20 protein-coding genes are annotated in these 23,019 nt (G+C 60.4%); 7 read left to right on the forward strand and 13 right to left on the reverse strand.

Annotation, left to right across the window (positions count from 1 at the left end):
• Positions 1-104 precede the first annotated feature (104 nt).
• The 3 genes from DCC27_RS04330 to DCC27_RS04340 form a co-directional block, all read right to left on the reverse strand.
• Complete coding sequence (locus DCC27_RS04330; protein ID WP_110099714.1) at positions 105-674, reverse strand: crossover junction endodeoxyribonuclease RuvC; 570 nt, start codon at positions 672-674, stop codon at positions 105-107.
• Between the two features lie 66 nt (positions 675-740).
• Positions 741-1,502, reverse strand: coding sequence for a YebC/PmpR family DNA-binding transcriptional regulator (locus DCC27_RS04335; RefSeq protein ID WP_110099690.1), 762 nt, complete (start codon positions 1,500-1,502; stop codon positions 741-743).
• A 72-nt stretch (positions 1,503-1,574) separates the two neighbouring features.
• A complete protein-coding gene (locus DCC27_RS04340; RefSeq protein ID WP_110110312.1) occupies positions 1,575-2,888 on the reverse strand; it encodes a S9 family peptidase in 1,314 nt (437 codons plus the stop codon).
• 82 nt (positions 2,889-2,970) lie between these two features.
• Here DCC27_RS04340 and msrB point away from each other — a divergent pair, with 82 nt between their 5' ends.
• The 4 genes from msrB (at position 2,971) to DCC27_RS04360 (ending at position 5,904) form a co-directional block, all read left to right on the forward strand.
• On the forward strand, positions 2,971-3,432 hold the full coding sequence (gene msrB, locus DCC27_RS04345) for a peptide-methionine (R)-S-oxide reductase MsrB (protein ID WP_110099692.1): 462 nt from the start codon (positions 2,971-2,973) through the stop codon (positions 3,430-3,432).
• Between the two features lie 139 nt (positions 3,433-3,571).
• Positions 3,572-4,156 carry a DUF3000 domain-containing protein gene (locus DCC27_RS04350; protein WP_110099715.1) on the forward strand — a complete coding sequence of 195 codons (585 nt, stop codon included), beginning with the start codon at positions 3,572-3,574 and terminating at the stop codon, positions 4,154-4,156.
• Positions 4,095-5,420 carry an HRDC domain-containing protein gene (locus DCC27_RS04355; RefSeq protein WP_246840140.1) on the forward strand — a complete coding sequence of 442 codons (1,326 nt, stop codon included), beginning with the start codon at positions 4,095-4,097 and terminating at the stop codon, positions 5,418-5,420. The genes DCC27_RS04350 and DCC27_RS04355 overlap by 62 nt, the downstream gene beginning before the upstream one ends.
• A 1-nt stretch (position 5,421) precedes the next feature.
• Entirely contained in the window at positions 5,422-5,904 is a 483-nt protein-coding gene (locus DCC27_RS04360) for a Rieske (2Fe-2S) protein (protein WP_168186072.1), read from the forward strand.
• 19 nt (positions 5,905-5,923) lie between these two features.
• Here the strand turns inward: DCC27_RS04360 and DCC27_RS04365 are convergent, their stop codons facing one another.
• From DCC27_RS04365 to dut, 6 genes are all read right to left on the reverse strand, one after another.
• Entirely contained in the window at positions 5,924-6,220 is a 297-nt protein-coding gene (locus DCC27_RS04365) for a PLD nuclease N-terminal domain-containing protein (RefSeq protein WP_110099694.1), read from the reverse strand.
• A complete protein-coding gene (locus DCC27_RS04370; RefSeq protein WP_148707505.1) occupies positions 6,221-6,724 on the reverse strand; it encodes a hypothetical protein in 504 nt (167 codons plus the stop codon). It abuts the gene before it with no gap.
• 156 nt (positions 6,725-6,880) lie between these two features.
• The gene (gene acnA / locus DCC27_RS04375; protein ID WP_110100476.1) at positions 6,881-9,592 is read right to left on the reverse strand and encodes an aconitate hydratase AcnA; all 2,712 of its coding nucleotides are present in this window, start codon (positions 9,590-9,592) and stop codon (positions 6,881-6,883) included.
• A 231-nt stretch (positions 9,593-9,823) separates the two neighbouring features.
• A complete protein-coding gene (locus tag DCC27_RS04380) occupies positions 9,824-11,275 on the reverse strand; it encodes a class I SAM-dependent RNA methyltransferase (RefSeq protein ID WP_233492057.1) in 1,452 nt (483 codons plus the stop codon).
• A 119-nt stretch (positions 11,276-11,394) separates the two neighbouring features.
• Positions 11,395-12,093, reverse strand: a complete 699-nt coding sequence (locus tag DCC27_RS04385; RefSeq protein ID WP_246840141.1) for a DUF3710 domain-containing protein — start codon at positions 12,091-12,093, stop codon at positions 11,395-11,397.
• A 221-nt stretch (positions 12,094-12,314) separates the two neighbouring features.
• Complete coding sequence (gene dut, locus DCC27_RS04390) at positions 12,315-12,773, reverse strand: dUTP diphosphatase (RefSeq protein WP_110110316.1); 459 nt, start codon at positions 12,771-12,773, stop codon at positions 12,315-12,317.
• Positions 12,774-12,990: 217 nt separating this feature from the next.
• Between dut and DCC27_RS04395 the strand changes: the two genes are divergently transcribed.
• Positions 12,991-13,602 (forward strand): DUF3093 domain-containing protein, encoded by a 612-nt coding sequence (locus tag DCC27_RS04395; RefSeq protein WP_110099699.1) that lies wholly within the window; start codon positions 12,991-12,993, stop codon positions 13,600-13,602.
• 148 nt (positions 13,603-13,750) lie between these two features.
• Here DCC27_RS04395 and DCC27_RS04400 read toward each other — a convergent pair whose 3' ends face one another.
• A complete protein-coding gene (locus DCC27_RS04400; protein ID WP_110099700.1) occupies positions 13,751-14,050 on the reverse strand; it encodes a DUF4193 domain-containing protein in 300 nt (99 codons plus the stop codon).
• A gap of 382 nt (positions 14,051-14,432) precedes the next feature.
• On the opposite strand from DCC27_RS04400, the gene sepH reads away from it, so the two are divergent.
• Positions 14,433-15,746 carry a septation protein SepH gene (gene sepH / locus DCC27_RS04405; RefSeq protein WP_158278477.1) on the forward strand — a complete coding sequence of 438 codons (1,314 nt, stop codon included), beginning with the start codon at positions 14,433-14,435 and terminating at the stop codon, positions 15,744-15,746.
• A 42-nt stretch (positions 15,747-15,788) separates the two neighbouring features.
• Here sepH and DCC27_RS04410 read toward each other — a convergent pair whose 3' ends face one another.
• Genes DCC27_RS04410 through DCC27_RS04420 form a run of 3 tightly spaced genes read right to left on the reverse strand, consistent with a single transcriptional unit; the run spans position 15,789 to position 20,378 of the window.
• Entirely contained in the window at positions 15,789-16,976 is a 1,188-nt protein-coding gene (locus tag DCC27_RS04410; RefSeq protein WP_110100472.1) for an alkaline phosphatase family protein, read from the reverse strand.
• On the reverse strand, positions 16,976-17,581 hold the full coding sequence (locus DCC27_RS04415; RefSeq protein WP_110100471.1) for a DUF5998 family protein: 606 nt from the start codon (positions 17,579-17,581) through the stop codon (positions 16,976-16,978). Before DCC27_RS04415 ends, DCC27_RS04410 begins: the two co-directional genes overlap by 1 nt.
• A 46-nt stretch (positions 17,582-17,627) precedes the next feature.
• Positions 17,628-20,378: a bifunctional GNAT family N-acetyltransferase/acetate--CoA ligase family protein gene (locus DCC27_RS04420; RefSeq protein WP_110100470.1), complete on the reverse strand. Its 2,751-nt coding sequence runs from the start codon at positions 20,376-20,378 to the stop codon at positions 17,628-17,630.
• Between the two features lie 55 nt (positions 20,379-20,433).
• Between DCC27_RS04420 and DCC27_RS04425 the strand changes: the two genes are divergently transcribed.
• Complete coding sequence (locus DCC27_RS04425) at positions 20,434-23,001, forward strand: DNA topoisomerase (ATP-hydrolyzing) subunit A (protein WP_110100469.1); 2,568 nt, start codon at positions 20,434-20,436, stop codon at positions 22,999-23,001.
• Positions 23,002-23,019: the final 18 nt, after the last annotated feature.

The raw sequence follows: 23,019 nt of genomic DNA on the forward strand, positions 1-23,019 counted from the left end.
TCCGTAGCTGTGCGTCGGGCTCCGCCAGGTGTTTTGTCCACTGCCCGTACCGCAAATGATAGAACTAATCTACGAACACTGTACCCCGCAGGGTGCAACCGATGTTAACGGGCACGCCGTTCGGCTTCCAACCACGCTCGCTGGGCTGGGGTTGTGGGGCGGGAATTCTTTGCTGTCGCACCGGGAAATTTCGATGGTCGGGCCGGGCTGGTCAATTTCCCGGTGTCCAGTCCACGCCCGTGGAGTCCCCCGCGCCAGGCGTGGGCGATCGCCAGTGCCATCGCGTCGGCTGCATCGGCGGGTTTCGGTGGCGAATCTAAGCCCAGGACCCGGGTTACCATCGCGGTGACCTGGTTTTTATCGGCGGAACCGTTTCCGGTGACCGCAGCTTTCACCTCGGAGGGGGTCAGCAAAGCGACCGGAATATTGCGTCGGCCCGCCGCTGCGATCACCACTCCGGAAGCTTGGGCGGTACCGACTACGGTTGGCGTGTTGTTTTGAGCGAACATCCGCTCCACGGCCAGGTGGTCGGGACGGTGCGACTCAAAGAAATCGGCAATGGCCTCGTCGATGGTCGCCAGTCGCTCACCGATCGAGGCCGTGTTCGGAGTCCCCACCACGCGTACGTCCACCAGAGTGGCCTGCCGGTTGGGGGCGACGTCGACCACGGCCATGCCACACCGTGTCAGTCCCGGGTCGACCGCCAGCACCCGCAAGGGTTTGCTGGGAACCCGCACCGGTTAGTCGTCCTCGTTCTCAAGTTCTGCGGCCACCTCATCGGTGATGTCCACGTTGGAGCTGACGTTCTGTACGTCGTCGAGCTCTTCGAGAGCATCAGCTAAGCGCAGGAATTGGCGGGCAGCTTTGGCATCGAGCTCGACCTTCATCGTGGCCACGAACTCGACTTCGTCGGATTCGTAGTCGATCTCGGCTTCGTCGAGTGCTTTGGCTACATCCTGCAGATCGGAGGGGTCCGAGTAGACTTCGAAGCTACCACCGGACTTGGCCACTTCTTCGGCTCCGGCATCCAGGACCGCCATCAGGATTTCGTCTTCTTCTTTACCCTCGGCGTCCATGCGGACCACGCCTTGGCGGTTGAAGAGGAAAGCGACCGACCCGGAGTCGGCCAGGGTGCCGTTATTGCGGGTGACGGTGTGGCGCACTTCGGCTGCAGCACGGTTCTTGTTATCAGTCAAGCATTCGACCATCAACGCCGAGCCTTCGGGACCGCGAACCTCGTAGATAATCTCTTCGTAGTTAATGACCTCACCGGTCAGACCGGCACCGCGCTTGATGGCACGGTCAATATTGTCATTGGGCACCGATTGCTTCTTGGCTTTGGAGACTGCAAGATCCAGCGCCGGGTTACCTTCCAGATCTGGCCCACCGGCACGAGCGGCTACCTCAATCGCCTTAATGTGCTTGGCGAACATTTTGGCGCGCTTGGCATCCAGGGCAGCTTTTTTATGCTTGGTTGTTGCCCATTTTGAGTGACCGGCCAATGGAGCCTCCTTATGGGGGTAAGGGTGCGAACAATAAAACTCTGCCCTATAGTCTAAACCCAGCCCGCTCTCCTACCGCGATAACTGTGGCACTACACGTCGCGGGCCACTGAGCACCACATAGAGCCAGCTCAGCGTTGCTTGTTCCCAGCGGTCAGGGTCAACATTCCATTCTCGCGTGTGCCGGGCCTTGGTGAATCGCACCAACGAGACCAAATCCGGACGCAGATTCGCCAGCTGTCCAGCCGGCCCGATCGGAACGAAGTCGTCGTCTTCAGAGTGCAGAATCAGCACCGGGTGCTTGAGTTGCTCGGCCCGGTCCACCCAGTTCAAGGCTTTCAAGTCCACCGGGGCTGCCAGCCCGGCAAGACGGCGGGCCCATTTATTGGCAATCATAAATTGCCCCAGATGACCCACCGCGTCGGGAAGCCGGTTCAAGCGGGCCTGGTAGGCCAAGACATCAATCCAGTTAATAACCGGTCCGTCGAGGACCAGCCCCGCAATCCGGTCGCGTAACGGTGACTGGGCAGCCAATTGCAGGGACACCGCCCCACCCATGGACCAGCCGAAAATCACGACTTGTCGGGCACCGTGACTCAGCGCATAGTGCATGGCAGCTTCCACGTCGGGCCATTCGGTCGCTCCAAGCCCGTATCGGCCATCTCCGGCCGGCGGGGCGTTGCCGTCGTTGCGGTAGGAAATCAATAAGCTCGGCATACCTAGAGCGCCGGCGACGCGCAGGGCACGAATTCCTTCGGTACGCCGGGAGCCACGTCCGTGAACCATAATCGCCCAGGTGTCTTCTCCGAATTCAGGGGTCTGGGTAGGAAGGGGGGACTCGGCGACACGCGGGACTTGGGGTGGTACATACCAGGCCGGGGCTTCGCCACGTTCGACGGGAATGGACACTTCCTCGGACACAAACCCGGCATCACCGGGGTGGGGCCAGGTAAAGCCGGTCCAGGAGCCTTTTTGCGCCGCGGTGAGATCCCCGGAATAGATCTGTTCAATTTCTCGCACCACAATCCCGGCTTCAGCGTCGCGGTCAACGATCTTACCGATGCGGGCGATACCTTCACCGGCGGCGAAGGTCAGCGAATAGCGACCTTCCACGGTGGTTTCACGGGTGGCCTGCAACGCGATGTGAGGCCGGGGACCGTAGGGCTCAATGATTGCGTAAATCCGGATGTCTTCGGCCACCCGTCGCGTCGGGGTCACGACCGTACGGGCAAAGACGGTAGCCAGGGTAGAAATGGTGCCGGCAAACAGCGAGCCCACCACCGCAGCAGAGGCACCGACCACGGCGAGCACTTGGGAAAACCGTGCTCGAGAACGCGAGTTGTCAGACTCAGCGCGGGATCGGGGGAAGACTCGCATACTGGTCATTCTTCCCCGTTCACCGGGGAATTTCCAGTTTCTCAAACGTCGGGTCGGGAACAATCCCCTGGCCTGTGACGTTATAGCGGATATGACAGTTTCAGATACCTCTCACCACCAAGACGACACCACACAAACCACCACTACCCGCTCCGGTCAGCTCTCCGAGGACGAGTGGAAACAACGCCTCAGTCCTGCGGAGTACCAGGTGCTTCGCCAGGCGGCCACTGAACGACCCTTTACCGGGGAATACTGGGATGATTTCAGCGAAGGGATCTACCGGTGCCGGGCCTGTGGGGCTGAGCTGTTCCGTTCGGATCAGAAGTTTGATGCCCACTGCGGTTGGCCCTCATTCTTTGCCCCGTTGGCTGAAGATCGGGTGGAATACCGCAAAGACACCTCCTTGGGGATGACCCGCATCGAGGTCTTGTGTGCCCAGTGTCAGTCCCACTTGGGCCACGTGTTCGAAGGTGAGGGCTTCAATACCCCGACGGACCTGCGCTACTGCATGAACTCCATTTCCCTGGAGAAAGTCCCCCGCTCAGACCGATAAGCTCGAGGGTTCTCGGCGTGGCCTGCCCCCCATCCTTCAGGTAGCGCTTTAACCTTGAGGGGTGAGCATTGATCGGTCGAGTGCAGAAACCTTGGCTTCGGCGCCTGTGACTTTTCGTCGGGCGCTATCGGGACTGCGGATGGCCCAGCCCCGAGCGGAAGTCCGGCTGACTGAAATCCCGGCACCGCAGAAAATCGCACCCTATGCGGTGGCTATGGCCGCCGATGTTTACCCGGCCGTGCTTCCGGCCCCGATCACCTCAACCGTCACCACACTCGGAGCGGTTGAAGACCAGGACCCCAATGAGCCACTAGCCACCGGGCGTTTTATTCTCTTGCATGACCCGGCCGGTTCGGCCGTGTGGAAATCCACGTTCCGCATTGTGACCTTCATTCGGGCGTCGGTTGAAGCCGAAATGGGCGTGGACCCGATGGCCGCTGAGGTGGCGTGGACATGGCTGGTGGAAGCCTTAGATGGTCACCAGGTGGATTATGACCAAGCCGGTGGGACCGCCACGCGGGTGCTGTCGGAAAGTTTCGGAGTGTTGGATGATCGGGCCGATGCCATTGACATTGAAATGCGGGCCTCGTGGAGTCCTACCAACCTGATGGGCGAATCGATGGAGAACCACCTGGAGGCCTGGGCAGATATGGTCTGCGCCTTTGCTGGTTTACCACCGGTTCCTGAAGGCGTCACAGTTCTCCCTCGAGCACGAAGGACGTAACATCATCCTGACCACAAACGCAGAATCTGAGGCACCGGTTCTGATCACCGAGCCGGCCGAGGGCATCCCAGAACTTACCGACACGCCCGAAGGGCTCACCGAATGCGCTGAAGCGCTCCGCGCCGGTAGCGGACCGGTGGCCATCGATACCGAACGAGCCTCCGGATTTCGCTACGGTCAGCGAGCATTCTTGGTCCAACTCAAGCGTGAAGGCTCCGGCATTTGGCTCATCGACCCCGAACCCTTGGAGAATTTGGACATTATTCAGCAAGCCATCGGTGACACCGAGTGGATCTTACACGCTGCCACGCAAGACTTAGGGTGTCTGGCTGACTGTGGATTACGTCCCTGTACTCTCTTCGATACCGAGCTAGCCGGACGCCTGTGCGGCTTCCAGAAAGTAAATCTGGCCGCACTGCTACAGCGTACGTTGGGAATAACCTTGGCCAAGGAGCATTCAGCTGCCGATTGGTCGCAGCGCCCGTTGCCCGAGCAGATGCGTAACTACGCCGCCTTGGATGTGGAGTATTTGGTCCCGTTACGCGCACAGATGATTCGCACACTACGTCGGCAGGACAAGCTGGAGATCGCTGCCGAAGAGTTCGAAGCGTTGACCGCTTGGCAACCCCCGGAGCCCCCTCACGAGCCCTGGCGGAGAACCTCCGGTATTCACCGGGTGAAATCACCACAACAGCTGGCCATTGTCCGTGCCCTGTGGCATGCCCGTGATGAACTGGGCCGTCAGGAAGATGTCTTCCCGGGGCGGCTACTACCCGATCGGGCGATTATTGCCGCCGCGACCGCACAACCTGCAACCGCAAGTGAGCTGATGAACACCAAGGGGTTCACCGGCCGGGCTGCCGGCCGGGAGAAGGACCGGTGGTTGGAGGCGATTCGGCGCGGGGTGGCCGAAGGACGGGATCCCGCAACGCGACCGGAGAAGAAACCGGCTGGCTCCGGTGGCCCTCCGCCGGTGAAAAGGTGGAAGTCTCTCGACGAGCTGGCCGCTCGGCGATTCGCCACGTGTAAGGTGCGATTGACTCGCCAAGCCGAGGCGATGGGCGTGCCGTTAGAGAACCTCTTACTCCCCTCGACGCTACGAGATCTCTGCTGGCGTCCGCCCTCACCCATTACCCCGGAAACCGTCGAAGAGTATCTCAAAGACCGGGGTGCCCGTAACTGGCAGGTCTGGGCCTGCTCGGCAATCATTACCGTTGCATTACTAGACCCGGATCCATGGGACAGCGATGACGAGCAGCCCTGACATGACTGAGAATCCTGAACAGACAGGTTCCACCTGTGCCGGTGGTTCCTCTCATCTCGACCGTCGCCAATTGCTCTCTGGCACCGCAGCCATCGTGGCAGGTGGTGCCAGCATGCTGGGACTGTCCAGCTGTGCACCGGCCGAGCCGGATACGGTCGAGGAATTCTCCGGTCAGCCCACTGAAGTCCTCGACGCCGATCTGTTGCCCGTCGGGGAAGCCACCGGGGTCCATACCGGCGACTATGACCTGCTGATCTATCGGGACAGCGAGAGCTCGGTGCAGGCGTTTCACGCGATCTGTCCCCACCAGGGATGCGTCGTGCGTGTCGGTGAAGGGGCGGAGCGCGCCCCGGATTTCACCTGCCCCTGCCATTCTTCCCGCTTTGATTCCGAAACCGGTGATGTGCTGGGCGGGCCGGCTCCCCGGGGCTTGCGACGTCACCCCGCCGAGGTCCGCAACGGCGGCATTTGGGTCGAGGTCTAACGGGTCATCGAGCTCGTCTCTAAGGTTTCCACGCCCCGTGTTGCCGGTGATCGGCACGTAACCGTCGGGGCACCACGTGCCCGGTGCCGGGACGGTTGGGATCCCAGTTGGGGGTTTCTGCCTTCCGGCGCGGGTAGTAGTACAGCCTCCACCACGCCCACACCAGGCTCCCGAGCACCGGCAATAAGAAGATCGCCACAACCCAGACGATACGTCGCTGTGGTTCCAGAGGCGACCGTAGCAGGCTGATCACTGACCACACCATCACGGCCACGACCAGGATGGAGACAATCCACCATAGGGCTGATTCAAGCATTCAGGCGTTGGTCTTTCGGACGGTGACTTTTGAGGCCTGCACGCCGGCAGCTTTCACTACAGTCGGGATGATCTCGCGGGCCTTGCCCGGGTGGACGGTGGCGACCGCAATGGTAAATGCTCCGGCGCCTAAGACCGGCGAGTCGGCCTCACCGAGTCCGCGCCAGGCCAGCTCACGGGTGGTCAAGGTTGCCAGAGTCTGCGCTTGATGCGATTCCACGTCACTCGGTTCGTTGCCACGCAAGGTATAGGTGATCTGTAGCTGTTCCATCTCGGCGGGGTCGATGGGCTGGTAGCCGTCTTCCGTGCACTGTTGGCTGAAGCCTGACAGTAGCGCTTCGGCCTGCGCGCAGTCCTCGAGTTTCTCGGCAGTGTCTACACCGGTGGCACCGACTTTACCGTAATGGACCACGAATTCGTACTGGTCTTCATCCCACCACGCCTCCCGGTAGTGGGTGGGACGAGTGCTATCTTCGGGGCAGAAATAGGCTCGAATAATGGACACGGTGAGCACCTCCTGCGCGCGGGCCGGTTGATAACCCTGCTAGTTTAGCGTACCCGTGACCTGATCAAGAAAGCGGTTTAATGGCCTCGGGGCCTGCACCGTGACCGCGTGGGTCGTGGGCGCAGGCCCCGAGGACTGGCTTGGCTGCTGGTTGCGTTAGTTCTTCTCGGAGGAAGCGATCTGACGCAACACGTACTGCAGAATACCGCCGTTGCGGTAGTAGTCAGCTTCACCGGGGGTGTCGATACGCACATCGGCGTCGAACTCGGTGACCTTACCCTCAGGGTGGGTCGCGGTCACGTGCACGGTGGCCGGGGTGGTGCCCTCGTTCAACTCGGTGATACCGGAGATGTCGAAGGTTTCCGTGCCGTCCAGGCCCAGTGAGTTCGCGGACTCCCCCTGCGGGAACTGCAACGGCAACACACCCATGCCGATCAGGTTCGAGCGGTGAATACGCTCAAAGGATTCGCTGATCACCGCGCGGACGCCCAGCAGTGCGGTTCCCTTAGCGGCCCAGTCACGGGAGGAACCAGTACCGTATTCCTTACCGCCCAGCACCACCAGCGGAGTGTTTTGATCAGCGTAGTTCATCGCAGCGTCGTAGACATAAGCCTGCGGTCCACCCTCCTGGGTGAAGTCCCGCGTGAAGCCACCTTCAACGCCGTCCAGCAACTGGTTCTTGATACGGATGTTCGCGAAGGTACCGCGAATCATCACCTCGTGGTTACCGCGACGGGACCCATAGGAGTTGAAATCCTTACGGGCCACACCGTGCTCGGTCAGGTAGCGACCGGCCGGGGTGTCGGACTTGAAGGCGCCTGCCGGAGAGATGTGGTCGGTGGTCACCGAGTCACCCAACTTCAGGAGCACGCGGGCCCCGGAGATGTCCTGGACGGGGTCCGGGGTTTCCTTCATGCCCTCGAAGTACGGGGGCTTGCGCACATAGGTGGACTCATCGTTCCAGTCAAAAACATCCCCGGTCGGGGTGTCGATCGACTGCCACCGCTGGTCACCATCGAAGATCGTGGAGTATTCGGTGTGGAACATCTCGGTGTCGATGGAGTCATCGATGATCTGCTGCACCTCGGTGGGGTCCGGCCAAATGTCTTTCAGGTAGACGTCGTTACCGTCCTGGTCCTGACCCAGCACGTCATTGTCGAAGTCGAAGTCCATGGACCCGGCCAGAGCGTAAGCGACCACCAGCGGCGGGGAGGCCAGGTAGTTCATCTTCACGTCCGGGTTAATCCGGCCCTCGAAGTTACGGTTACCCGACAGCACCGAGGTCACCGACAGGTCGTTTTCCTGGATGGCCTGGGAGATCTCGGACTCCAGCGGACCGGAGTTACCGATACAGGTGGTGCAACCATAACCGACGATGTTGAAGCCTAACTGCTCCAGGTACGGGATTAGACCCGACTTCTCGTAGTATTCGGTCACCACCCGGGAACCGGGAGCCACAGAGGTCTTCACCCACGGCTTGGAGGACAGGCCTTTGTCCACGGCATTGCGGGCCAGCACCGCGGCGGCCATCATGACCGAAGGGTTAGAGGTGTTGGTGCACGAGGTGATCGAGGCGATCGACACAGCACCGTGGTCGAGTTCGAACTCACGCCCATCCTCCATCTTCACGTCAACGGTGTGCGAGGGACGCCCTACGCCCGCATCGTCGCTCTCAGTTGCATAGTTGTGGATATCCTTGCGGAACTGCTCCTTGGCGTCAGAGAGCACGATCCGGTCCTGTGGACGCTTCGGACCCGAGATGGAAGGCACCACAGTGGATAGATCTAGCTCCAGGTACTCGGAGTACTGAGCCTCATTGGCCGGATCGTGCCACAGACCCTGTTCCTTAGTGTAGGCCTCAACCAGCGCGATGTTCTCTTCGGTACGACCGGTCAGTCGCAGGTAGTCCAGGGTCACCTGGTCGATCGGGAAGATCGCGGCGGTGGAACCGAACTCGGGCGACATGTTGCCGATGGTGGCGCGGTTCGCCAGCGGCACCGAGGCCACACCTTCACCGTAGAACTCGACGAACTTACCCACCACACCGTGCTGACGTAGCATCTCGGTGATGGTCAGCACCACGTCGGTTGCGGTGGCACCTGAGGGGATGGACCCGGTGAGCTTGAAGCCCACCACGCGCGGGATGAGCATGGAGACCGGCTGGCCGAGCATCGCGGCCTCGGCCTCGATGCCGCCCACACCCCAGCCGAGCACGCCCAGGCCGTTGACCATCGTGGTGTGGGAGTCGGTGCCCACACAGGAGTCCGGGTAGGCGCGCAACACGCCGTCGACCTCGCGGGTCATCACGGTGCGTGCCAGGTATTCGATGTTGACCTGGTGGACAATGCCCTGTCCGGGAGGAACGACCTTGAAGTTATCGAAGGCGGTCTGACCCCAGCGCAGGAACTGATAGCGCTCACCATTGCGCTCGTATTCGATTTCCATGTTGCGCTCGATGGCGTCAGGGTTACCGAAGCTATCGATTTGCACGGAGTGGTCAATCACTAGCTCGGCCGGTGCCAGCGGGTTCACGCGCTTGGCGTCACCGCCCAAATCCGCGATGGCCTCACGCATGGTGGCCAAGTCAACCACACAGGGCACACCGGTGAAGTCCTGCATCAGCACCCGGGCCGGGGTGAACTGGATCTCGTGGCGGGGATCGTCCTGCGGGTCCCACTGGGCCAGCGTTTCAATCTGCTTCTTCGTGACGTTGGCGCCATCTTCGGTGCGCAACAGATTCTCGAGCAGAATCTTCAGTGAGTAGGGAAGGTTCTGTGCACCTTCGACCTTGTTAAGTCTAAAAATTTCATACTCGGCGCCGTTGACGTCCAATACGCCCTTCGAGCCGAAACTATCGACAGTAGTCACGGAGATTCCTCTTCCTGCCCATCAAGGGGCGCTCAACCGATCTCGCCGAAGCCGCTGGCAGCAGTCCCTCTTCGCTGATCAGCGACGTGCGACTCGGTACCGGTGCGATGCCAGTGTCGCTGGGCTCGAAATCCAGCGACCAGAAAATTATTCTACAACGCGCAGCCACTGATCCGGATCAGATGTCGTTACCTGCGTCACGATGACGTCGGTACCCGGATCAGCGCGACACTACCGGGTGAAGATATTGACCGACTCCATGTGGTGGGTGTCGGGGAACAGGTCGAAAATCTCCGAGCTCTGGTGTTGCCAGCCCAGTTCGGCCAACAGTTTGGCATCTCGAGCCAGGGAGGCCGGGTCGCAGGAGACGTAGACGACCTTGGAGGCCGGTAACGCGTTGATGCCTTTGATGGTAGCCCGGCCAGCACCAGAGCGTGGCGGGTCAAGCACCACCGTATCGATGTCACGACCTTCCAGTCCGCCTTGGCCGCTGGGGGCCTGAGGGCGGTGCGCCCACGAGGAGACCACTTTCTCAGTGCGACCATTGATCACTACGGCCTGCTTCATCTCGTGCAGGTTCTTCCGGGCGTCTTTGCTGGCCTGACGGGCCCGTTCGACCGAGTAGACCCGGCCAGTCTCCCCGACCGCCCGAGCCAGAAACGCTGAAAAGAGCCCAGCTCCTGCATATAAGTCGGCAATGACATCACCGGGTTGCGGGTTCGTCGCCTGCATGACGGCCTCGACCAAGATATGCGGGGCGTCGCGGTGGGACTGCCAGAAGCCTTCGGCCGAGACCCGGAATGTAAAAGTTCCGTGGTGCAAACTGCGCACAGTTTCACTCACCCACGTGCGACCGCGCAACCGTATGGTGCGTGGCTTCTGGTCCGGTTGGAGTTGAGGAACAGACACCACTGCCGAGACGGTACCGGGTAGCCCGGAGAGTTGGCGTCGCCAATCGTTGATCGCCTTATTCAGCGTGGGCTCGTGCGCCAGCGTCTCGGTAGCCGGGTGGATGACGACCATGACTTCCTGGCTATAGCCGGGGGTGATGACGTCCACGCTGGAGGCCCCGAGGAAATTGATATCCCACAGGTGTAGCTCATCGAGTTCGGGCACCGCCAGGGGAATATTGCGGACCGGAATCATGGTCTTGGATCGGTGGACGAACATCGCCAAGCGCCCGGAGGCGGTCACCGCGAAACGGTTGCGGGTCCGCCAGTGCAAACCGGTAGGCTCATCGGCTTCCACTGAGGTCACCTGAGGCTCTACGGCGAGGCGACCAATCCGATTGAGTGTGTCGCGAAAAACTTGGGCCTTGAGCCGGCGTTGGTGTTCCAGGGTGATGTGACCGTATTCGGCGCCACCGATCGGCTGACGCCCAGCTTGATAGGCGCGCAAGGAGTCGGCCAATTTCCACTGGTGTGCCCGCCGGAATTCGGAGCCCCGGATCACGTTGACGGTATCGGCCCGCCAAAAGCGGGCCTTCGCGCCACCGGAAGTCACCACGGCTCGCACGACTTCGCCAGGAATGGCATGGCGGACGAAAACAACGCGTCCTTCGTGCCGGGCCACGCAGTGACCACCGTGGGCCATGACCCCCACCTCAAGGGTCAGGATTTCCGGATAACCGGTGTCACCGACGCCGAGCGTCGAAGTCTCGTCTAAGGTAGTCACATTCACCATGCACCGGTCTCTTTCATCATGCGCGTACCGTGTGAACCCTCAAATTTAAGCAGGTAGGGCACAAAAACAGAATACGCTGATCGCCGGGAATAACAAGACTCATTTCGGTCCGCGACGTATCAGCGGGTTTCGGTGATCTCAGGGCCGCGTGTGGGCATACCCTTCGCATCGGTCGGGGTTGACTCCGCTTGACCTGCCTCCGATTGTTCGGGGGCTGGTTTGACCCGACGCAGGTTCTTCGGAGCGTGCAGGCGCAGGATCTCCCGCGAGGGGTGTGGTTCCTGGCCTCGGTCAATCGCAGAGCGACCCAACACGTCAAGCAACCGTTCAGCGTGTTCGGACTTCAAGACCGCTGGGCCTCCCACAACGGCACGAACGAACCAGCGGGGTCCATCAATTCCGATAAACCGAGCCACGCGCCAGCCAGGACGACCGTCTGGCAATTTCGCCGGAATCTTGGCCAAGAGCTCGGTGCCAAACCGTCCCTGTTCTTCGGTCACAGTGGCGTTGTTGGCGGAGGTTAACGATTCGGTAAGTTCTTCCCGAATGTCGTCCCATAGTCCCTGCGAGCGTGGAGCCGCAAAAGTCTGGATCTGCAAGCTGGACTTATCGTGGGACAAGGTCACACCAATGATGTCCTTGGTCTTTTCTTCGACGTCCAGTCGCACAGCGATCTGAGGGTCAGCAGCAAGTTTCAACGCGCCGAGATCGACCAGGCCCTTGGCATGATCAATTTCCGAAATGTCGCGGGGACCTGCCGGGCGCGCGTCGGGGTCGGTCGACTCTGGCGCTTCCCGCAGGTGTTCTGGAAGTGTCACACGCTCGACCTTCACGTCGCGGTTGCGTCCAAAGAGCTTCAATCAACCTGTCCTCTCTCCAGCGGTGGGGCAGTTTCTCGTTCATCCATCTGCTGCAGTGTTCACCTATCGTGGCGTTCTGCGGTGTCGTCCTGACTGAGCGAACTAGCCGTCGTGACGGGCTCACCGGTGATAGTCTACGCGGATTCGCGCGCGGTTTCAGAGCACGACGGGGGTTCGTTCTAGTTCTCTGTGTGCGAAAACCCACCGGTAGAACCAAAACCCTGCTGGCCACGAACCGATTCCGGCAACTCCTCGACCACTTGGAAACAGGCCTGATAGACGGGCTGAATGACCAATTGCGCAATACGATCCCCCCGGTTGAGCACAATCTCGGTGTGAGGATCGGTATTGATCAGGGCCACTTTGACTTCGCCACGATATCCCGCATCTATGGTGCCAGGCGCGTTAACGATGCTCAGGCCTTTTTTCGCAGCCAATCCAGAACGAGGGTGTACCAACCCCACGAATCCTTCCGGTAAAGCAATCGCAATCCCCGTGGAAGTCAGGTAGCGCTCCCCCGGACCCAGACGCACATCTTCTACCGTGACCAGATCGGCACCGGCATCACCGGGCTGAGCATAGTGCGGGACCGGGACATCGGGGGCTAAGAGTTGCAGGGCTACATCGATCTGAGGCATGGTCGAAGGTTCCTTTCTGGATCGTTTCCGAGATTATTTCCTGGGCTGGACTCCCGAGACTGGATGCACCGGTGTGCTCCAGCACGTATTCTGCCAGGGTTCGGCCTGTTTTCGGCCCCGGCTGGTGGCGAGCACCTTACCTGCAGGTCACTGCAACACCGGGAAAACACAACACCGGGAAAACATGAACAGAACAAAAATATGGGACCCTAGAATTATGAGCTCTTCACCGACGACTCCACACAGTCTTGATTCCGCCGATGATCCGGTGCTGTACCATGAAAAGCTTCGGGCCACACCCTGGATGTGGCTACTCGTGGTCCTTTTCGGTGTCCTCGGATACATGGTGCTGGCACCGATCAACGTCGCGGCCGGAATCGGCTCCGCTGTGGTATTGGCCCTGATCACCGTGGCCATTTTGGTCGGGATGGGCTCTGAAATTATTGTCACCAAACAGTTTTTACAAGTCGGTCGTGCCGGGATTGAACGACGATTCGTGGGCAACGTGACCGGATATCGCGGTGACGACGCCTTCGAACAGCGCGGTCAGAAACTTCACGGTTTGGCTTACACCAATCTGCGCAGTTGGGCCTCGCCGGTGGTGCGTATTCAAATTACCGACGAACGGGACCGCACTCCCTATTGGCTGACGTCAACCCGCAATCCTGAACAACTCGTTGATGCCCTCGGTGGGGCTATGTACGCCCGTCCCGAAGATCTCGAGGATGAGAACATCCCCGACTGGTTGCGCGAAGAACGAGAAACACAACAAGCACAACAGCGCGACGATTCCGAAGGTCACACCCCCACCGACTCCAACACCGATTAGCGCAACATCAGCCCCCGCGCTCAGCAACACTGCCGGCGCGACGCAGGAACGTCAGCTCAGGGACATAACAACGTAGTGGGCGGGCCCGGGTGTAACCGGGCCCGCCCACTACATGGTTGTCGATCAGTTGTTGCTCAACTGAACCTTGCTACCCTTCACAGTCGGTGCAATACAGCAGACCATTTTCTTCATAAGCCACCTGGGATCGATGTCGCACCAAAAAACAGGAGGCGCAGGTGAATTCATCAGATTGTGCCGGCAGCACAGTAACCTGCAGTTCTTCATTCGACAGGTCAGCGCCGGGCAGCTCAAACCCCTCAGCAGCTTCGGCCTCGTCTTCATCGACCGCGGCAGACTGCGTATCGGTCCGACGATTCTTCAACTCCTCAATGGAGTCTTCCCGGACCTCATCGTCGTTTTTGCGGGGCGCATCGTAATCAGTTGCCATATATTTGCTATCCACTCCACTAAGTCATCGACTGAACGCACAGGTGTCAGTGTCTGACAGGTTAATCTCGGTGATTGGTTCTTTTATTCCAGGCCCAAACCGATGGCTTACCGCGGTGCATGATCCCTGGAATGACCCTCGTGACAACGCGCTCACCGAGTATCATTTCGCAGAGAATCCTACTGTCCCCGACCAAAATTTCAAATCGCCAACAGTGAACACATCTTGAAGTGCCTTGAAGTGCCGTGTTGACCGCTTTATGGGATCGCTCACACTCGTCGGTCCCCCTGCGATGTGTCGCCACACCGAGCGAGATTCTGGTGTAGTGGGGGCTGACGTGGCAGAGTTCAGCACAGAACTAGGACTATTCTGGAGGCAATTTATGGATTCACCGCAGTCACCAGACCATACCACCGCGTCCGGTGCACGTCGCGCCCAACCGTTGCGCCTCGTTGGTGTCGATGATGCCGGTGACCACCTGATTCTGTCCAATGATGCTGGCGAAGAGTTCTCCCTGCCGATCACCGATGCTTTACGTCATGCCACCACCCGCCCCATTGGCCGGCCCTCGGCGGCCGCAGCCGACGAGGCAGCAGCGGTGACGTTGTCTCCCCGAGATATTCAATCCAAGATCCGCGCCGGCTACTCTGTGGACGAGCTGGCTTCTCGGTACGACGTCAGCCTGGACCGGTTGAAGATCTACGAGGCCCCGGTGCTAGCCGAACGCCGCTGGATTGTTGATCAGGCCCGCGCGATCGAAGTCTCTTCTCCGCAATTAGGTCACGATATTTACCGGGCCGTTTTTGGTGAAGAACCGGCTCTGCTGGAACCCATGGTGCGACACCGGCTGGCGGCACTGGGCTTAGACACCTCCACCCTGGAATGGGACGCGTGGAAGGAAGAGGGCTCCAACCACTGGACCATCTCGGCCAGTTTCCAAGATAACGGCGCCCAAACCCAAATCGGCGACGAGCCGGTGGCCCGCTGGAGTTTCCGTCCCGCCGCCAAGCATGTCGATAATCTCAACCGGTGGGCCCAGGTGCTCTCCGAACTCGAACCACTCGATACTCCTACCGCGACACCCACCCGACGGCTGAGCGCAGTGTCATCAGCGGAACGTGTTTTTGACGTGGAATCCACCGAAAAGCCTGACCCGCGACCGCGACGGCATTTTGATTCCGATGCGCAAGAAGAGTTACTCGAGGTCCTGCACGCCCGACGCGGGCAACGGTTGGGCGTCGATGAAGACGCTGATGACGAGCTAGCGATGATGATCACTCGCGAGGAGCACCCCACCTCCTGGACTGGACCACGTCTGGTGGTCAGCGGGGAATCCGATTCCGCTAAACCTGCTGAGTCTGAGACAGCTGATCAGACCGATCCGGATACGGAACAACCGGGGCAGCAGGAGCCGGAGCCGTCCACGCGGGCAGGGGTCGAGGACGAGTCAAGCCAACCAGAGAAGTCTACATCATCACTGTCTTCTGTCTCATCCTCTGAATATGAGGGTCAAACCGATGCCTTTGACGGGATGGATGAGGCCTCTCGCGGTAACGCCTTGCACCAGCAATCCACCCAACACCACCAGGACGGCAAAGACGGGCGGAGCGGTAGCTCCGCGTCTAAGTCCACACGCAAGCGTCCCCGGGTGCCCAGCTGGGACGAGATTATGTTCGGCACCCGCAAAGACGACTGAGACGAAGCGCTACTCTACAGCCTCCGCTCGTTGTGAGATTTCTCAGTCGATCACCAGCAGTGGCACCAGGCGTTCATCGTCGGTGGTCGATCCGTGGTGGCCCCACATCTCCCAGGACATCGCTGAAGCCCGGAGTGAGTCGTAGAGTGCGATATCGCTCTGGGCTACCACCAGCAGGTCTCCAATACGGGGCACCACCCGGGGTTCTAAGGGCCCGAACCAGCCGTCGTGTTCTGCTCGGTCGCGACTAATGACGATGGCTACTTCGCCATAGATTTTCTCCCACCGTTGCTGGATCTCGCGCCGGTGACTGTCGTCGGCCTCGGGAGCGAAATACAACTGGAAAAAGCGAGGTTCCCCGGCCGTGTGCAGCACGCCGTCGTAGAGTTCGGAATGTTCTCGGGTGTCCAACCGGTCTGCCGGGGCAATGGTGACCATACCGTGGTCGGCCGTCAGGAGCACGTTCACCGGGTGGCCGATCGTCGATAGTTTTCTGCGTAGCCGACGCATGTGACTATCGATCGCTTCCAGTACCTCAATCCATTCGGCAGAACCGACCCCGTGACGGTGCCCTGCTTTATCCAGTTCCGGGATATACAGGTAGACAAGCGCGCCGGGTCGTTGCAACTCCGTCAACGCCTTATGAAAGCGGGCTCCCAGGGACCGTGCCCCCACAAAGCGCGGACCGCGCAAACCAGCCCGGGTCAGCCCGCTGTCAGCAAACTCCGGCAAGGAGACCGTGACGGCCTCCAGCGGTGCCTGCACACTCTCAAAAAGTGTGGGATGGGGTTGCCATTGTTCGGGATTAACCTCCGGGTCCCAGTTGCCCAGCTGGTTAATAACCTGGCCACGATCCGGGTCGAAACTGTCATAGCCCACTAGTCCGTGTCGGCCGGGTAACAACCCTGTGGCCATCGAAGTCAAAGCGCTCGCCGTGGTGGTGGGTAACACCGTAGAGATTTCGGTTGGGGCACCACCGGTAGCAGCAGCGTGATCTCCTTGGCGGGTGAGCATCTGGCGCAAGGTGGGAGCGTAGGAAGAGTAGGCCACCAGCTGGCGGATTCCTAGCCCGTCGACCAGAATCACCATGCCAGACCCAGCCTGGGGAAGCTGCAGGCTCGTCGTCGCGACCGGCTGGGCATCAGACGAGGGCCTCAGCGAATTCAGCAGGGCCGGAACAACGTCCCAGATCCCCGGAGACTGGGGGTAGTGCGTATGACGATCGATCATCAGCGATGCTGGTCCCGAGCGGTCAAAAAGGTGGTCCGCAGGGTGCGGGCAAAGGCCAGGGCCTGGTCCACAGCCTGTTGGCCCTCGGCTTCGGCAGCGACCCGCAGAGCAAGATCTTCTGGTGTACTGGTTCCGGTCACCCCGTGGTCGGCAGAACAGTCGGGATCCGGGCAGACTGCCGGGACCAGCTCCAGGCGCTGATTGCCACGCCACAACACGCTCAGGGTCACCTCAGCCACCGGCAGATCCGGAGTCCACGTGGCCGGCTGGTCGTGGACGGTGGTGACCGAGACCGAGTCCAGCGCATCCAGCGGGACCATCTCGGTGGTCACTTGCGCCCGGGTGGCACCTGCGTATTCTTCGGCGACGAAGTCGGTCAGGTGCACGGCAGCCAGTGCGGTGTCGGTCAGTGCCAAGACCGTCAGGTGGCGGTGTAGGTCGTTGTAGTCCACGTGGGTCTCCACGTGGACTAGCGAAGCGAGGATCTCACGGGAATCGAGTTGATCGTACAGCGCACTGATCACCAGTTCGGGGTAGAACCCAGCGTGGTAAATGTCTGACCAGGGTGACAGCGAGGTATCGATGTCCGAGGAGAGGTCTGTCATGATCCCATCATAAAGCGTAACCGGTGGTCTGCTACTGGATATCTCATCATCCGCTCAAGGCCCGGCGGGCTGAGTCGGTCCGGCGAGCTGCGTTGGCCAGCTGGACTTCTGCTTGGAGCACGCTGACGTTGTCTTCGGAGGCCAATAGTGGCGAGAACCGCACCCGCACCACCTGGGGTAAGTCATGGGCCAAGATCGACAGCCGTCCGAGTACTTCTTTCACCCCGTGAATATCGGCCGGACGAAGCCCACCGTAGCCAAAGAGTTTGGCGGCCGCCCGCGGGGTGCGCACCATCCGTTCCAGATCTGCGCTGGTTAGCGGTGGCACCATATGCACCCAGTCGTGGAGGAGTTCTACGGCGTCACCGGAGATCCCGAAGGACACCACCGGTCCCAACAGCGGGTCTTCCACGGCCACCACCGTGCAACCTTGACCGGCCGGTGCCATCGATTGCACCTCGAGTTCAGGGCTACCGTAGCGGGTGAGCACCTCACGCATTTGGGCGACATTGCCTCGCAGTGATTCAGCATCGACAATATTCAGGCGCACCCCGCCAAGATCCAAGCGGTGGCGCAGATTGGCGTCCACGGCTTTTAGGGCGACCGGGAAGCCAAGTTCTTCAGCAGCGGCCACAGCTTCGTCTGCGGTACTAAATCCCCGGGATTCCAACACCGAGATCCCGTAGCACGCCAACAGCTCGGCGGTTTGGTGCTGATCCAGAGCCAGCAGGTCGGTGCCGACGGCTTCTTGGGCCCATTCGGTGACCAGATCAACGGCACGGTGCCGATCAAGATCAGAGTATTCGAGTTCTTTGCCCTGATCGGCGTCCCGCCAAGCCTGGTAGCGAGTCAGCTGGGCAATGACTTTCAGCGCGCTTTCCGGAGTACTGAAGACCGGTAGTCCGTGCTGGGCCGACAGTGTGATTTCTTCCGCGGCTTCAGCTTCGGTGCGTTCCCGGTAGGTGCCCGCACCGAAAACGCCGGTCGGGGTAAAGGCCTGGTCCAGCACCGCGGTAAAGCAGGCCAGCACAGTAACCTCAGTGTCGGCAGCGATCTCACCGAGTTGATTGGCCAATTCTCGGGCATCGCCAGGCAACTGAGTCATGGCTGACTGCACGCAGACCAGTACGGTATCGACCTGTTGCGATTCCACGGCCTGTTCAATGGCCTCGGAGAAGGCACCGAAAGCCTGCTCGACGGTATGGTCTTCAGGCAGTCCCGACACCGCGTCCCGGCGAGTAACCTTCAGACCCTGCATTTCGGCCGATTCGGCAACTAGCTCGTTAATAGCAACCGCATTGCCGATCACGCCGAGCCGGTCGCCACCAGGGACCGGCTGACAGGCCAGCACCTGGAGGACGTCCATCATGTGGGCGGTGGAGTTGGTCTGAATCACCCCGGCCTGGTCCAGCATCGATTCCACGGTGCCCAGCGGAGCCTGGGTGGTACGGGTGGAGTGACCGGGAGGCAACCGGCGTCCCATGGCCGGTGAACTGGCCAACACCACCGGTTTCTTCCGCGAGAGACGCCGTCCGATACGGGAGAACTTCCGCGGATTACCGAAGGATTCCAGATAAATACCCACCGCTGAGGTGTAGGGATCGTCTTCGAAGTATTGCATCGCATCGTTACCGGACACATCGGCACGGTTCCCGGCCGAAATCACCGAGGAGACCCCGATGCCACGTCGGCTGGATTCGGTGTAGAGATTAGCGCTGAGCGCAGCCGATTGGGAGAACAGTCCGATGGAGCCACGTTTGGGCATCGCCGCAGCCACCGAGGCGTTGAGCGAAACCTCGGGGTCGGTGGAAATAATTCCGGCCGAGGCGGGCCCGATCAGACGCATCCCGTAGGAACGAGCCAAGGAGACCAGCTGGCGCTGGCGGTCTATGGCCGAAGTGTCCTGGGCACTCAGATCGGAGACCACCACCAGACCGCGCACACCTTTGGCCGCACAGTCACGAATGACCTTATCAAGCTGGTGATCCGGCACCGCGATCACCGCGACGTCCACATCGCCGGGAGCCTCAGCGATGGACCCCAACGAGATCATCCCGGCCAGCTCGAGTGCTTCGGGGTTGATGCCGTAGACCGGTCCGGTGAACTTGCCTTCAATGATATTTTCCATCAGCGCGTAACCGACCGACCCCCAGTCCCGCGAGGCACCGATCACCGCAATGGATTCGGCCCGTAGCAACTCACCCAAGGACTTGGCTTCGGCGCGGTGTTCGCGCGATTCCATGACCGCACGCGTTTTGGCGGTCTCGTCCAGCGGAAATTCCACAACAATGACACCGTCTTCAAAAGAGCGTTTGATATCGAAGCCGGCGGCCTGGAAGACGGAGAGCATCTTCTGGTTCTCGGGCAACACGTCGGCCACGAAACGCCGGATCCCGTTCTCGCGGGCGGCTTCGGCCAGGTGTTCCATCAGAATCGAGGCCAGTCCGCGACCGGAGTGCCGGTCGGCGATATTGAAGGCAACCTCGGCGTCGTAGGAGTTGGGCAAGCGATCATATCGGCCAATGCCAAGCAGTTCGTCGCCGTGCAAGATCACGAACGCGACCCGGTCGCGATAGTCCACGACGGTAAAACGCTCGAGCTCTTTGGCTGACAGCGAGGACTTATACGTAAAATAGCGAAAGTAGATAGAGTCCTGGGACTGATGCTGGTGCATCTGTTGTAGCGCCTGCGCATCATGAGGTGACACCGGGCGCATCCGGGCAGTGGCACCATCGGCGAGTACGACATCTGCTTCCCAATGAGCTGGATATGCACGGTCTGTGGTGAGCTCTCCCATAGACTCAGCTTAGACTCTGGACCGATATCAGCGAAAGTATAGACCGAAGAGGACCATGGCGAAAAAGTCGACACCGCGTTCCACCGCTGACAGCAAGCTGGCGCCCCAAACCGTGCCGGACCAGGAACAGAAGATCATCGATATCGATGTGTCTGCCGAGATGGAACAGTCCTTTTTGGAATATGCCTATTCGGTTATTTATTCTCGCGCCCTGCCCGATGCCCGGGACGGACTAAAACCGGTGCAACGTCGCATCCTGTACATGATGAGCCAGATGGGGCTGACCCCAGAGAAAGGGCACGTGAAATCGGCGCGCGTGGTGGGCGAAGTGATGGGTAAGCTCCACCCGCACGGTGATGGGGCCATTTATGACGCAATGGTGCGGTTGGCTCAGGACTTTAATATGCGCCTGCCACTGGTGGATGGTCACGGGAACTTCGGCTCGGTCGATGACGGTCCAGCGGCCTCTCGGTACACCGAGGCGAAGATGACCCGGGCCGCGGTGGCGATGACCGCCGATATTGGTGAAGACACCGTAGAGTTTGAGCCCAACTACGATAATCAGATCTTCCAGCCCTCGGTGTTGCCAGCGGCCTTTCCGAACCTGTTGGTCAACGGCGCCTCCGGTATTGCGGTGGGGATGGCCACCAATATGCCACCCCACCACTTAGGTGAGGTTATTGCTGCCGCCCAACACCTGCTGGCCCACCCTGAGGCCGATACCGCCGCGTTGATGAAGTTTGTGCCCGGCCCGGACCTGCCCTCGGGTGGCAAGATCGTGGGGCTGGAGGGCATTAAAGAGGCCTATGAAACCGGCCGTGGCTCGTTCAAGATGCGGGCCAGCATCACCGTGGAGCAGGTCAGTGCTCGCCGGACCGGTTTGGTGATCACCGCCCTCCCCTACGGGGTGGGGCCGGAAAAGGTGATCGATAAGGTCAAGGACGCGGTCAATAACAAAAAAGTCACCGGCGTGGCCGACGTGGTGGATCTCACCGACCGGCATCACGGGCTACGGATGGTCATTGAGCTGAAGTCCGGGTTCAATCCGCAGGCAGTGTTGGCTCAGCTGTATAAGCACACTCCGTTGGAGGAATCCTTCGGGATCAATAACGTGGCCCTCGTCGATGGCCAGCCGCGCACGCTGGGACTAAAAGAACTGCTTCACGTCTATGTACACCACCGACTCACCGTGGTGCGTCGGCGCACCGAATACCGGTTAGGCAAACGCCGGGACCGGCTGCATTTGGTCCAGGGACTACTGTTGGCACTCGTCGATATTGACGAGGTTATTGAGATCATCCGCTCCTGCGATGACGCTGCAACGGCCCGGTCACGACTAATGATGGTCTTTGACCTCACCGAGGTACAAGCCGACCATATTCTGCAGTTGCGACTACGACAGCTGACAAAGTTCTCCCGGATCGAACTCGAATCTGAACAGGCAGAGCTTACGGCAGCGATCGCCGAACTGGAAGCGATTCTGGCTTCTGATGACAAGCTCCGCGAAACTGTCTCGGACGAGCTGGGGCAGATCGCAGAGAGTTTCTCCGACCCGCGCCGCACAACCTTGCTGAAGTCCGAGGAATTGGCGCCGGTCCCCTCGACCGCCCAGGCGAAGAAGTCCCCGGAGAAAGCTGCCTCGGCGATGATGATCGCCGATGACCCGTGCTGGGTAATTTTGTCGACCTCTGGTCAGCTGGTGCGCACTGTGGATCGAACCCCGCTCGTGGCCGCCGGGCGACGGAAACGCCATGATGTCTTCCAGTCGGTGGTCGCGACCACCGCCCGCGGCGAAGTGGGCGCGGTGACCTCCACGGGGCGGATTATTCGATTCAATACGGTCGATGTACCGGTGCTCAGTCAACCTACCGAATCGCCGACAATGACCGATGCGGTGAAGGTCTCGCAGTTCCTTCCCTTACCGGACCGAGAAGACCTCGTCGGCCTGGTGCCACTCAATAAGGTGCTGGCACTGGCGACCCGCCAGGGTGTCATCAAGCGGGTGCGGGATGAGTGGCCGTTGAACCAGGACGAATTTGATGCCATTAGCCTAAAGACCAACGATCAGGTGGTGGCAGTCGCCGTGGCCGACCGTGACGACGACACGATCGTGTTAATCACCGCCCAAGCACAGCTCTTGCGGTTTGAAGCCAGCAAGGTGCGCCCTCAAGGGCGCCACGCCGGTGGGGTGGCCGGCATCAAGCTCTCCGAGGAGGATGAGGTCATTGCCCTGGGCGTCATACCGGCTGTCGCAACCGAGCAGGCGGAGGTGGTGACCGTCACCGAGGCAGAGGAAGACCTGTTAGGCGCGGTGGGGTCAGCTAAGCGTAGCCTGCTCAGTCAGTTCCCGGCCAAAGGCCGGGCGACCAGGGGCGTGCGCGCTCACCGGATGCTACGTGGCGAGACCGGGCTGAAACTCGCCTGGGCCGGAAGCGATCCGCGCGGTAGTACCAGCGGTGGTACGGCTCGGAACCTGCCCACTGAGCACAGTGACCGGGATGCCTCCGGTGTGCTATTGGATTCGGCCGTAGAGACCGTGGGGACCGCCAGCTCACCGGTGACCGTAAACAGCGCGTCGGCACCGTCCGAACCATCCGACCAGCAACCGGAAGGATTGTTCTAGCCCCTGCCCACGCACCGG

Source organism: Auritidibacter sp. NML130574 (assembly GCF_003185725.2).
GTDB classification, from domain to species: domain Bacteria; phylum Actinomycetota; class Actinomycetes; order Actinomycetales; family Micrococcaceae; genus Auritidibacter; species Auritidibacter ignavus.

What these genes read in the sequence shown, in the direction of transcription:
- DCC27_RS04330 (WP_110099714.1), bottom strand. Translation starts at nt 674, where the DNA reads ATGGCCGTGGTCGACGTCGCCCCCAACCGGCAGGCCACTCTGGTGGAC.
- DCC27_RS04340 (WP_110110312.1), bottom strand. Translation starts at nt 2,888, where the DNA reads ATGACCAGTATGCGAGTCTTCCCCCGATCCCGCGCTGAGTCTGACAAC.
- msrB (WP_110099692.1), top strand. Translation starts at nt 2,971, where the DNA reads ATGACAGTTTCAGATACCTCTCACCACCAAGACGACACCACACAAACC.
- DCC27_RS04350 (WP_110099715.1), top strand. Translation starts at nt 3,572, where the DNA reads ATGGCCCAGCCCCGAGCGGAAGTCCGGCTGACTGAAATCCCGGCACCG.
- DCC27_RS04360 (WP_168186072.1), top strand. Translation starts at nt 5,422, where the DNA reads ATGACTGAGAATCCTGAACAGACAGGTTCCACCTGTGCCGGTGGTTCC.
- DCC27_RS04365 (WP_110099694.1), bottom strand. Translation starts at nt 6,220, where the DNA reads ATGCTTGAATCAGCCCTATGGTGGATTGTCTCCATCCTGGTCGTGGCC.
- DCC27_RS04380 (WP_233492057.1), bottom strand. Translation starts at nt 11,275, where the DNA reads ATGGTGAATGTGACTACCTTAGACGAGACTTCGACGCTCGGCGTCGGT.
- dut (WP_110110316.1), bottom strand. Translation starts at nt 12,773, where the DNA reads ATGCCTCAGATCGATGTAGCCCTGCAACTCTTAGCCCCCGATGTCCCG.
- DCC27_RS04395 (WP_110099699.1), top strand. Translation starts at nt 12,991, where the DNA reads ATGAGCTCTTCACCGACGACTCCACACAGTCTTGATTCCGCCGATGAT.
- DCC27_RS04400 (WP_110099700.1), bottom strand. Translation starts at nt 14,050, where the DNA reads ATGGCAACTGATTACGATGCGCCCCGCAAAAACGACGATGAGGTCCGG.
- sepH (WP_158278477.1), top strand. Translation starts at nt 14,433, where the DNA reads ATGGATTCACCGCAGTCACCAGACCATACCACCGCGTCCGGTGCACGT.
- DCC27_RS04410 (WP_110100472.1), bottom strand. Translation starts at nt 16,976, where the DNA reads ATGATCGATCGTCATACGCACTACCCCCAGTCTCCGGGGATCTGGGAC.
- DCC27_RS04415 (WP_110100471.1), bottom strand. Translation starts at nt 17,581, where the DNA reads ATGACAGACCTCTCCTCGGACATCGATACCTCGCTGTCACCCTGGTCA.
- DCC27_RS04420 (WP_110100470.1), bottom strand. Translation starts at nt 20,378, where the DNA reads ATGGGAGAGCTCACCACAGACCGTGCATATCCAGCTCATTGGGAAGCA.
- DCC27_RS04425 (WP_110100469.1), top strand. Translation starts at nt 20,434, where the DNA reads ATGGCGAAAAAGTCGACACCGCGTTCCACCGCTGACAGCAAGCTGGCG.